General features: G+C 43.5%; 10 protein-coding genes. 6 read left to right on the top strand and 4 right to left on the bottom strand.

What is annotated here, in order from left to right; all coding sequences use genetic code 11:
• The first annotated feature begins 54 nt into the window (after nucleotides 1–54).
• The 4 genes from HMPREF1551_RS13770 to HMPREF1551_RS12885 all read left to right on the top strand — a co-directional run bounded on the left by HMPREF1551_RS13770 (nucleotide 55) and on the right by HMPREF1551_RS12885 (nucleotide 3,381).
• The gene (locus HMPREF1551_RS13770) at nucleotides 55–207 is read left to right on the top strand and encodes a hypothetical protein (protein WP_021629626.1); all 153 of its coding nucleotides are present in this window, start codon (nucleotides 55–57) and stop codon (nucleotides 205–207) included.
• Nucleotides 207–731 carry a hypothetical protein gene (locus HMPREF1551_RS12895; protein ID WP_021629625.1) on the top strand — a complete coding sequence of 175 codons (525 nt, stop codon included), beginning with the start codon at nucleotides 207–209 and terminating at the stop codon, nucleotides 729–731. Before HMPREF1551_RS13770 ends, HMPREF1551_RS12895 begins: the two co-directional genes overlap by 1 nt.
• Before the next feature lie 39 nt (nucleotides 732–770).
• Entirely contained in the window at nucleotides 771–2,333 is a 1,563-nt protein-coding gene (locus HMPREF1551_RS12890) for a hypothetical protein (protein WP_021629624.1), read from the top strand.
• Nucleotides 2,334–2,493: 160 nt separating this feature from the next.
• Nucleotides 2,494–3,381, top strand: coding sequence for a fructose bisphosphate aldolase (locus HMPREF1551_RS12885; protein ID WP_034544763.1), 888 nt, complete (start codon nucleotides 2,494–2,496; stop codon nucleotides 3,379–3,381).
• Between the two features lie 124 nt (nucleotides 3,382–3,505).
• Here the strand turns inward: HMPREF1551_RS12885 and HMPREF1551_RS12880 are convergent, their stop codons facing one another.
• The gene (locus HMPREF1551_RS12880; protein ID WP_021629622.1) at nucleotides 3,506–4,399 is read right to left on the bottom strand and encodes an iron-sulfur cluster biogenesis protein NfuA; all 894 of its coding nucleotides are present in this window, start codon (nucleotides 4,397–4,399) and stop codon (nucleotides 3,506–3,508) included.
• Nucleotides 4,396–4,905: a mechanosensitive ion channel domain-containing protein gene (locus tag HMPREF1551_RS12875; RefSeq protein ID WP_021629621.1), complete on the bottom strand. Its 510-nt coding sequence runs from the start codon at nucleotides 4,903–4,905 to the stop codon at nucleotides 4,396–4,398. The genes HMPREF1551_RS12880 and HMPREF1551_RS12875 overlap by 4 nt, the downstream gene beginning before the upstream one ends.
• A gap of 219 nt (nucleotides 4,906–5,124) precedes the next feature.
• Between HMPREF1551_RS12875 and HMPREF1551_RS12870 the strand changes: the two genes are divergently transcribed.
• Entirely contained in the window at nucleotides 5,125–6,561 is a 1,437-nt protein-coding gene (locus tag HMPREF1551_RS12870) for a lipopolysaccharide biosynthesis protein (protein WP_034544748.1), read from the top strand.
• Nucleotides 6,562–6,587: 26 nt separating this feature from the next.
• Complete coding sequence (dut, locus tag HMPREF1551_RS12865; RefSeq protein WP_021629619.1) at nucleotides 6,588–7,022, top strand: dUTP diphosphatase; 435 nt, start codon at nucleotides 6,588–6,590, stop codon at nucleotides 7,020–7,022.
• 723 nt (nucleotides 7,023–7,745) lie between these two features.
• Here the strand turns inward: dut and HMPREF1551_RS12860 are convergent.
• Nucleotides 7,746–8,489, bottom strand: a complete 744-nt coding sequence (locus tag HMPREF1551_RS12860; protein WP_021629618.1) for a response regulator — start codon at nucleotides 8,487–8,489, stop codon at nucleotides 7,746–7,748.
• Nucleotides 8,470–11,409, bottom strand: coding sequence for a histidine kinase (locus tag HMPREF1551_RS12855; RefSeq protein WP_021629617.1), 2,940 nt, complete (start codon nucleotides 11,407–11,409; stop codon nucleotides 8,470–8,472). The genes HMPREF1551_RS12860 and HMPREF1551_RS12855 overlap by 20 nt, the downstream gene beginning before the upstream one ends.
• Nucleotides 11,410–11,683: the final 274 nt, after the last annotated feature.

Raw genomic sequence — 11,683 nt, 5'->3', positions numbered from 1 at the left:
GAGTTTTAAACTTTTTCCTATAATAAAGTAAAAATTCCGAAAATTAGTAATTTTGTGTTTGAGAAAAAAGGCCCCTTGCTGGCGCATTTCTTGCAGCTCGTGCCTACTATTAGTAGAGCCTTTGGCTCTTTATGGGAGCTACAAGATATAATAGTGAAGCGTGAAAAGTTTGCGCTGGCGGAGGGTGCTACCCAAAAAAACATATAATGGAGATTTCAAATAGAAAAATAATTATAGCTATATGTATATTGATTCCATTTACATTTTTATCATGTATAAGAATGCATCATAAAGGCTTATGTAAGGGATTTATCCATGAAAAATCGTTTGTATTAGGTGCATCTACGATTAAAGATATTCAAAAAGGATTCAATGCTTACAAAGATTTAGAAATTTTTCCCAATAATGATAGTCTTTATATCACTAAGATTGAAGAAAAAGAAGGTTTTATAAAAATATTATCTCAAAAAAGATTTCTATTTAAGGATAGTCTGCTTCAAAAAGTTGAATTGATAGTGAGTACAAGTTGTTGTTGGAATAATGATTTCGAAGAAGACGATTTTGCACAGCATAAAGATGAGATTTTTAGCACCTATGACGAGTACATTTATACCATAAAGTCAGAAAATTCAGCATCAAAATGCTTTCATTTTCAAAGTATTGATACGACCCTATTTCATAAAACCACGCTATTTAAGTGGGAAGAATCAGGCCTACAAAGAAGTCTGTAACTATATTACAAATCCCCTGCCGGTATATTAATCATTGATATGAAATTCTTTTATTTTCTTAGCTTCCTCACCATTGGATGGGTATATGGAAAGCCCCTTGTGGAGGTAGGGGGAGAAAGTCCTCCGCTCTTTTGGGAAGCCTCGGTGGAGGTGGAGGGAGAAAAGGTATATCTGATTACTCAATATACCATAGGTGATGGGGTTACCTCTTTATCTTGTACTAAGACATTGGTACCTATCAGTCCTAGTGGGGTACAAATGATTAACTATGATGGAGATTGGCTTATAGTTGCCAATGAGGATTATCACTACTACATCTGGGGATACCATAGTGAGGAAGCGAAAGTAATCCCGCTATTTCCCACCCAAGAAGTGAGTGAGGTAATCGCGAGAGGACACATCTATTTCACCCAAGGAACTTGGTATTATCTTGACTATGCTAAGCGCTCATCATACGAAGATCCTATTGAGATTACTAAAGAAGTCCTCACCGACTTTCCTACCCAAGATGTGGTTGTCCTACATACCTCTGAGACAAAAACACTCCTAAAGGACACCCATAAGGTATATATGTACCGAGAAGAGAGCTATATGGAGAGAAGTATTGAGGTTGTAGAGGGATTGGATGCTCAAAAGGTATGTTGGGTAGAGGGCGGTTATGGCTCTTATGGTTACCTATGTGATTATCTATATGATGAGGATACTTTCTATATAACTAAGTATGACTTTCCTCGGTTAAATGATTATACAGAGAAATTTACTAGCGAAGGATTCACCCGAAAATTCACCGAAGGAACGCTTGTTCGTTATGGACAGAAGACACACAATAAAGGCGCTTTTTGGGATTTCCATGAGGGGCGCTTGTGGTTCTGTGAAGGCTTTGCTATCATTCCCAGAGAAGATATAACCTACGAGGTGTCGCTGGATTTGCTCCAAAAGGACGGGAAGTACTACAGAGACTATTCCCATTATTACCACCGAGACCTTGATGGTTATAATCGTCCGATAGACCTCTCAACCGTAAAGAATCCTCAGCAATTGCGTATTATTGAGATGCCTAAAGACTCCTTCTTGTCCAAATATCTCTTTTATTACGATGGTCTTGCCTATTATGTAGTCTATGAGAATCGGTTTTTTCCTATGGAAATCAGTCCGTTACAGGAAAAGATACTCTCAGAGAGTGAAAGGTATAACACCACTCATCCGGGCGAAGAGTTTGTTCTTATAGATGGTAAAATGGTTTTCTATTACCTTCGGTGGATAGAAGACATAAAAGGGTTCAAAAACCACCCTTTTTGCCCTATTAAAGTCACTCGCGAGCTACCCCTTAGCTCCCCTGTGAGGGATATAGGGGTAGGATATGTTACTCAGGATTGGCTTATCTTAGGTCGGCATTGTATCAGGAACCTCACGGACTACCAAAGCCTTAGCTATATTGGCAATACTATGGATATGAACCTATACCTCTCCTACAAAGCAGCTCCTACCTATTACTACTTCAAGGACAAAAATCGGAAGTACTGCTATAAATATACAGATAAGAAGCTCTCGCTTGTCAGCGAAGAGAAGGACGTATGCAATACAGTGAAAAATGAAGAGTGAAAAGTGAAGAGTAAAGCCCGCGAATACTTGGAGCTGGGTATGTGGGTGAAAAGTGAAAAATTCTTTGGTTTTTAGCGAAAAAAATCGTATTTTTGTGACATCATAAATGTAATAACTTTATGGGTTGGTGCCCATGGGTTCTTTTAAATATTTACTTATCATGAAAGAAAAAATAGAAAAAATGAGAAACGGCAAAGGCTTCATCGCTGCCCTTGACCAAAGTGGAGGAAGTACTCCTAAAGCCTTGAAACTGTATGGTGTGGAGGAAAGCGCCTACAAGAACGATGCCGAAATGTTTGACCTTATCCACCAGATGCGTACCCGCATTATCAAAAGTCCTGCCTTCAATGAGCACAAAATTCTTGGAGCTATCCTTTTTGAACAAACTATGGATAACAAGATTGACGGCAAATATACCGCTGAATATCTTTGGGAAGAAAAACGTATCCTCCCTTTCCTAAAAGTAGATAAAGGACTTGAAAACTTGGATGAAGATGGCGTACAGCTAATGAAACCTATCTCCAACCTTGCTGATCTACTCAAAAGAGCCAACGAACACCATGTATTCGGTACTAAGATGCGTTCGGTAGTAAAGAAAGCCTCTAAGGCAGGTATCGCCCGTATCGTAGACCAACAGTTCGAAGTAGCTGCCCAGATCATTGCTGCTGGCCTTATTCCTATCATTGAGCCTGAAGTAGATATCAATATTGCTGACAAAGCTGAAGCAGAGGCTATTCTCCGTGAGGAAATCCTCAAACACTTAGACAAACTTCCTGCTACTTCCGATGTGATGCTTAAGCTCACCCTCCCTACTGTAGCTAACTTCTATGAACCGCTTACCAAGCACCCAAGAGTGGTGCGTGTAGTAGCCCTCTCAGGTGGTTATTCCCGCGAAAAATCCAACGAAATATTGGCACAAAACCACGGCGTGATCGCCAGCTTCTCTCGTGCCCTTTCTGAAGGCCTTTCTGCCCAACAATCCGATGCTGAGTTCAACAAAACCCTTGCTGACTCTATAGAAAGTATCTATGAGGCATCCATTAAATAGTGACTAACTACTAGTGACTAGTGACAAATGACTAATGACAAGTGACTAATGATTAATACCATAATGGATTAGTCGTTAGTCACTTGTCACTTATCACTTGTCACTTATCACTTGTCATTAGTGACTAATTAACTGCTTCGACGGTAATCTGCTCGTTTTTCATCATCTCGCGCAGGATGGTCTCGATACCTTGCTTTAGGGTACGCTTGGAGGAAGGACAGCCATTGCAGGCGCCTTGGAGGAGTACCTTAACTACTTGGGTGGCTTTGTCATAACTGACAAACTGTATATTACCGCCATCACTGGAGACCGCAGGCTTTACGTATTGGTCTAAAATAGCGACAATCTTTCTCGAATACACATCTCCCAAGGAGGGTAAGCCTTTTGGCCTATCCTGCTCGGTTACAGAGACTTTGACCACTTGTTTCCCCTCCATGAGGTAGAGACGGAGGAACTCGCGGAGCTCCATCATGATATCTTCCCATAATACTCTGGGCTGTCGGATGATAGAAATATAATTGCTATCGAAGAAGACTTCCTTGATATAAGGTAGCTTGAAGAGTTCGGTCGCCAAAGGAGACTCTACCGCCTCTTCGGCAGATTTATATTCATAGACACGGCTGACGAGCTTTTTGTTGGCCACAAACTTCATCGCCATAGGGTTGGGCGTACTCTCCACATAGATAGTAACAGGAATGCGCTTAGGAGCTGGTGCCTCCTCTTGGGGAGCTGTCACTTGGGCGATGATAGGTTGGCCTGCCGTGAGGTAGTGCTCCACCTGCTGAGCTACTTCCTTGGCCACCTCTTCCCACTTGACAATAGGCAAGGCCTCCAAGGCAATAAAATTGGCCGAGAAATAGACCGTTTTGACAAAGGGCAGTTGGAGCAGTTGCTGCGCCAAAGGCGAGTCTGTAACAGGTGTATCACGCTCATATTGGTAATTGCCCTTGACTAAGACTTCGGGAGCTTCGAGCTTGATAATGGCAGGGTTGGCCGTGTATTGTATCTGTAGTTTCATTTTATAATTTCAATAGCTTTCTGTAATAAAAGGTTGTTAGGTATGGAAATCTGTTCTCCTGAATCGGTTTTGAGTAGCGTATAGAAGGAACTGATGTCCTTGATCTCGGCCTCTATCGGAAAATCCTTATCCATAATACGGATACGGTCGCCTATTTTGAAGGGAAAAGAGAAGAAAAGGATGATCCCAGCGGTGACATTGCTCAAAATAGACCATTGGGCAAAGAAACCTACGCCCACTAAGGTTAGGATAGAAGAGATAAAAAGGAATATCTGGTCGGGCTTTACCCCCCAAATGGAGATAAGCACCAAAAGGAGCAAAGCCCCCAGTAGGACATCGATATACTTTTTGACCAGCTGGGTACGTGCCTTTGGGAATTCGGACTTGGCTCCCATTTTCGTTACTAAGGAGTCGGTAAAGCGCTTTACTATAAAATAGATAATGATAGCCAAGACTGTGGCTACAATGAAAGGATATTTTTCGAAGGCGAAATCAACGATAACCATCTTTTAAGTGAATAGTGAACAGTGAATAGTGAACAATAACTAATGGGGGCAAAGATACAACATTTTGAAGGAAAAGTCAAGAAAATAATTTAATTTGCCAATTTGTCAATTTGTCAATTTGTCAATTTGCCAATTGACTTATTGGCTCATTAGCTCATTAGCTCATTGGCAAATTATCAAATTAAATTCGTACCTTTGCGCGGTTAAAAACAAATTCACTTGAGTATAAAGCAATTATTTAAGCATACGGCCATCTATGGGTTGGCTACGGTAATGCCACGGGTGCTGAACTTGGTGCTAACCCCCTTGCACACCAGTGCGCAGACGCTTACTCAGGCACAATACGGGCTCTATCAGGGGCTTTTTGCCTATATGATCTTGGGCAATGTGCTGCTGACCTATGGGATGGAGACGGCCTTTTTCCGCTTTATGAATAAGGAGAAAGATCCCTCGAGGGTTGCCTCGACGAGCCTTCGCTCACTGGCGGTGAGTTCGCTTGCCTTTTTGGTCATTGGCCTACTTGGCAGCACCTATATCGGCTATTGGCTGGGGTACCCCGCGATCTATATTCGCTATGCCGTTTGGATTTTGGTATTGGATACACTGGTGGCCATTCCCTTTGCCTGGCAGCGGAATGCAGGGCACTCACTACACTATTCGCTGATCAAAATAGGGAATGTGAGTATTAACTTAGGGCTGAACTTGCTTTTTCTGCTTTACTTTCCTTATCTGGAACGCTCAGGCTATGAGCTACCTACCTTCACTTTTATAGAAGACAAGACCCAATATATCTTCATGGCCAACCTCATCGCCAGCCTACTGACCTTCGTGTATATGTTGCCCCTATACAAGCGGATAGGCCTTCGGTGGGATCCGAAGCTATGGAGGACGATGCTTCGCTATGCCTTTCCTATTCTGATCGCAGGGGTGGCTTTTTCGGTGAATGAGGCCTTTGACCGGGTTTTTATCCGTATGCTCTACCCAGCAGGGGAAGCCGATGCGGTGGTGGGGCTGTATGCGGGTTGCTATAAGATGGGCGTGTTCATGACCCTATTTATCACCGCTTACAAGCTGGGGGTGGAGCCCTTCTTTTTCTCCAGTTCTGGGGACAAGAAAGCCCCAGAGACCTATGCGAAGGTCACGGAATATTTCAGCATCTTTGCCGGTGGTATCCTGCTATTTGTCTGTGTGTATATCGACCAGCTCAAGTGGTTGCTCATTCCTAATAAGGCCTATTGGGAAGGGCTAAAGATTGTACCTTTTGTACTGATGGCCAATCTCTGCTTGGGGTTATACCACAGCATGTCGGTATGGTATAAGGTAAGTGATCGCACCCATTGGGGCGCCCTTATCTCGGTGGTAGGTGGGGTGATTACCGTAGTGGCCAACCTCAGCCTTATTCCCTTGTGGGGGTATATGGGTGCTGCTGTTGCGACCTTTTTGGCCTATGGAGGGATGATGGGACTCTCATGGTGGATCGGTCAGCACAAATACCCTATCCCCTATCGGTGGGAGGCTATTGGAGGATTTTTGGGGCTTTCCACAGGGCTCTCGCTGCTATATTTCTATGTATTGGATAGGAATATATGGGTAGGAAGTGGGTTCTTTCTCTCCTATGCCATTGTAGCTGTGCTAAAGGTAAAACGTGGAAGGTAATCACTAACGACTAACAACTATAAAGTATGGAAATAAAAATCATCAATCGTTCGGGACATGCGTTGCCGGCGTATCAGACTGAAGGGTCCGCAGGTGTAGACCTAAGGGCGCACCTTGAGCAGACTGTTATTCTTAGGCCTATGGAGCGCAAGCTCATTCCTACTGGCCTATATATAGAGCTACCCTTGGGGTACGAGGCGCAGGTACGTCCGCGCAGTGGCTTAGCACTCAAGCATGGGATCACGGTGCTGAATACTCCAGGGACTATCGATGCCGATTACAGAGGTGAAATATCGGTATTGCTAATCAATCTGTCAGATGAAGCATTTGAAGTAGCCAATGGGGAGCGTATCGCCCAAATGGTAATAGCTCGGCATGAAGTAGCCGAATTTGTTCTTGTAGAGGAACTCAGCCAGACTGCACGAGGGGCAGGCGGCTATGGCAGTACTGGAAAAAAATAAGAAAAGACTGCTTACCACGAAACAGCCCTTTCCCCTTTCTTGTATGAAAAAATGCACTTAATTTTAAAATACTTACTTCTTTAGTGAATTACTTACCTTTTACTTATAACCTTTAGCTATGCAATGATATATGATATAATGTTTGTTTAGTTGTCTTATGAAAGTTTAGGGATAAAAAATAGTTGTCTGTTTCACGAAAATCCTTGCTTAGGCGGACATCACATTTCAAAAGACTATAAATAAAAGGTAATGATCACTAATTCATTCTACTGGTATTGGTTTATTTAAGAATTGCCGAATATTAAATTGTCTCATCACTTCTTCTTAAATTAGAGAGGAGAGAGATAAGCCTCTTTTAGGGAGACTTATCTCCTTACTCTAATCTAAAATAAAAACACAAAAAATCTAATTACTATATAAAGAGATGAAAACTTTCTTTTCAATTGTCCTGTTGTTCAGTAAAGAACTAAGCACCTTGCTACAAGTATAGTTTTGGGTTTAGTTTTTTGTAAGGTGCTTTATTCCTTACTGTCTAAAATAAAAAACGCAAAAAAATCTATTCTTTAGGACTGCGAGGGGCTTCTGTTAATTACTGTATCAGAAGTCGTTCCCTCTGTTTGACGTTGCAAAGGTAGTAGTTTTTTTGCAGATGTCAAGAGAAAAGTGCGAAATCGCGCATGAAGTGTTCGTATTTGTACATGAAAGGTAAAAAGGGGGGCTTTTTTAGGCTTCTTGGGTGAGCAAAGGCCACTGTTCGCGGGATACTTGGATACGGAGTCCCCCCTCGAGCCAAAGGAAAGGACGGTTCATTCGGACGATATATTCTCGGTTAACGATGGCCTTTCGGGTATTGGCTACGAAGATAGAGAGCTGGTGCTGGGCGCAGAAGCGGTGGATTTCTTCCCAGGTTTGTTTCAGGTGGATATTTTGTCCTGAAAGGGCATGTAGTACTTTCAGACGGGGGTTTTCTTCGTCCTGAAGGAAGCAAAGGATCTGCTTGGGGAAGATGCGCACCTGCTGTTTGAGATAGTTTTCGATAAAAACAGGCGTTTCGTCCTCGCCTTCGGAGAGCGCCTCTGCCTCCAAGATATACTGGGAGAGGTTCTCGGTCAGTTGCTGAAATATAGGCTTTACGAGGTATTTTTTCACTAAGGGAAACTCATTGAACACAATCTGGGGGATTTCAGGGTTTTCCCCTTGGTAGCCTGTAAAGAATATGATATAGGGTGTATATCCGTTGGTTTGGTGTATATGTGATAAGATAGGATAGGCGTTGCCCCCTCGGATACTCCAGTCGGAGAAGATCAGGTCGGGGTGGTGGGCATCAATCAGGGAGATAGCCTCCTGAAGGCTATCGGTGAAAGGGATCGGTTTCCACTGGATAAATTTCTGCATACGAGCGGAGATATTCTTCCATATACTCTTATCATCCTCAATGACAAGATACTTAAAGGTTGATTTTTTCATAATTAATTGATTTTTTGAGTTGTATAATAGTAATAGTTCCGGGATATTTAGGGTCATTTTTATCCTTTTCGCTCATAGAGATGGTGATCGCATCATCAAAATGCTTGTCAAGTATTTTAAGGATACGCTGGATATTCTTCAGTCCGGTGCCATGTCGCTGTACGCCGGCATATTTTTTGGAAGCGGCCACCCCTACCCCATTGTCGGAGATACTGATTCCATAGATATCGGCTCGCTCCCAAAAGGCGATGCGCAGCAGCTGCGGAGGGGTATCCCTATGGCGGAGGCCATGGAGGAGGGAATTCTCGACAATGACCTGCATGATACCCATAGGCATGCGATAATCGGGAGGGATGGCCTCGATATTTTCGATCTGTACCTGTAAGTCGGGCAGGAATATCTCCCGCTGTATGGCGATGGTATTCTCGGTGAGTTTCCACTCCTGACTGAAGGGAATAAAAGGTGTCTGATCCTGAGAATAGCGGTGCATGATAGAGATATTTTCCCCTATATGAGAGATAATACGCTCGGCATGAGGGTTGTCATAGAGCTCCGCCCCGAGGCTATTGAGCGCATTGAGCATAAAGTGTGGGCGGAATTGCTTGCCGAGGTTTCCTATAGTGAGCAAGGCGATTTCCCTATCCTGCTTATCCATACGCCTCATATTATAGAGCAAGTAGAAGCCGGTAGAGGCCGGGATGAGGATCATCACCAGCCAAAAGTAAGTATTCTGCCAAATAGATTTTTTGATATGGATAGGATACTGAAAGATGGTATAAGAGCCATCATTTTGGCAGACGGTCAGGGAGAAGACATAATCCCCGGCAGAGAGGTTTTGGTAGCGATAATCGGTATCGGTAGTAAGGCTTCCCTGCTCGATGGCCTCCTGCTGGTGTTCCCTATAGAGGGCAGGGATTACGTATCGGGGGAGGTTGTCCCGGGTCTGGTAATGGATTTTGATTTCAAAAGAGTTCTCATTGACCTCTAAGGAAATCGGATCATTTACCCTTGTTTTATAGCTATTTTTACCGGTATTGATACTCAGGGTAGGTTCGGCCTTATAGGAAGGCAGGGCGAGCCATTGGGCGATATTCCACTGAAAGAGCATATTGGAAGAGGCAAACCAAAGGTGGTCATCCTTGGGATTGCTGGCCACACAGGTACGTTCCAAGGGGTCTTGCAGGTTCATAGCATAGGGATTGAGGTAGCGCACATTGGCCTTTCCTTTTTTGAATTGGCTTAGGGAGACTACCAGCAGTTTGTTGGTTATTCCTACTATAAGGTAATCCTGCCACTGGTGTAGAAAGACAATAGGACGGTCGTTGCCCAGGAGCAAAGGATGCTGGAGCAGTTGGAAGTCTTTGGCTCCCAGCTGTGGATTATCGGTGGGTTGGTGGTAATAGAGTTGTCCCTTTTCCCCACCGAGCCAAAGGGTGCCATAGGAGTCACTGAGTAAGGCGTAGCCGCGTAGGGGGGATTGTTTCTTGTCGAACAAGAGGGTCTGTGCCTTATCTGTTTTGGGGTTGTAGCGCGCTATTCCCTGCATGGAGATCGTCCATATATACCCTTTGCTATCTTCGGCTATAGCCTGACAGTGGTTCAGGGTAAGTCCTTGTTTCTTAGTGATTTGTCTCCAAGGGAAGTGTTTTTGTTCGAGCTGTTCGAGGCTCTTGGCCGCCAGTCCATATTCCTGAATGGCGGTGTAGACCATCTTGTCGGAAGAGAGGAAGCTAAACTGAGAGATGATGGTATCGTTCACCTGAGTATACTCGGTAGGCGAATGAAATAAGAACAAGCCCTTATGAGAGGTATTAAAGAGTACTTTTTCCCCTATAGGAAGGGCACCGTAGTCCATTTGGAGGCTCTTGAGAGGACTTTTGAAGAGTTGCGTTCCGTCAATAACAGAGAAGCCTCCGTTGTAACTTCCTGCCCATAACTTCCCGGAAGGAGTCAAAGCCAAGGCAAAGAGGCGATCGGTATTGGTATCGTTGTAAAGGCGCGGGTAAGTCTTCAGGTAAGTAAATAGTCGGGTAAGCTGGTTGCTACTTCCCAAATAGAGGCTTTGGGAGTCCTCGGAAAAAGCCTTATAATAAGCCGAGCGGATGGTCGTGGTCACCGCTATTGGCTCCAAGTTTTTTTCCAAGTCGTACAATATCAGCTCATTCCCATCGTTGTAGAGGTAATAGCGGCCAAAGTTCTTGTTTTCATTTTTATTGGCCGGAAGCACCTTAGTGGTAAGGGTGCGCGCATAGTGAAACAAGCCGTTATTTTCAGGTCTGATAAAGTAGAAATCCCCTATGGAGCGCATGTAGAGCGGTATAAAAGCCCAAGGAAATAGCTGCGCCTCCCCCCCCGCGGCAAGGCACTTGATATCGGTGGTATCCTCCCCCAGCAGGCAGCGATAAGGGACACTCTTGATAGGAAGGGCATAGACGAAGGAGTTATGTTCCTCCAATTCCTGGAAATAACGCCCATCATAGCTCATGAGCTTATAGGCTGTCTCTGAAGGAGCAATGGCAGTGAAGTAAATGAGCTTGTCGATTTGTATAAAATGAGAGTAACGCGCCCCTACATAGCCTACTTTCTGGGGGTGGAGCTTCTCGTAGCTACTACCGGTGTAGATACTTTCGCTAAATCCGAAGAAGAGTTGGTCTTGTATCTTGAATTTCTTAAGGAAAACCCCCACTTCCTCCCCTTTGAAATACTCTTCCACTTCGGTATTATGAAGCGCATAGAGGACATTTTCCTCAGGAGAGAAGAGTAATTCGCCTTCGGAGCTTACCTGTAAGGGCTGGTTGATATTGAAGAAGTCCCTACCGATACTATATTGGTTATACTGCAAGGCTCTATGCTCCCACAATGGTTGGGAAAGGACAAGAGAGGTATAAAAAAGCAAGTATATAGAGAATAAGTACTTCATTCTAATTAATTTGTCTATTTACCAATAAACTCATTTGTAAATCATTGAATGGACAAAAGTACAAATTTAATCATTAATGATTAATGATTAATCGTTAATTTTTTAGTTAATTATTTTATTAATTGATCTACCTCCTTTTTGACATGGTTACCTCTCTCAATGCCTTTGTTATATCACATTTAGCCGCAGATATATTGTTACATCCTCCCTAACCTTCTATTATATTGTTACATCCCCCTACCCCCCTATTATATTATTACATCCCCCTACCCCC

The organism is Capnocytophaga sp. oral taxon 863 str. F0517 (assembly GCF_000466425.1).
Classification (GTDB): Bacteria; Bacteroidota; Bacteroidia; order Flavobacteriales; family Flavobacteriaceae; genus Capnocytophaga.
The sequence above is the reverse complement of the archived record's forward strand: the minus strand, read 5'-3'. Positions and strand labels throughout refer to the sequence as shown.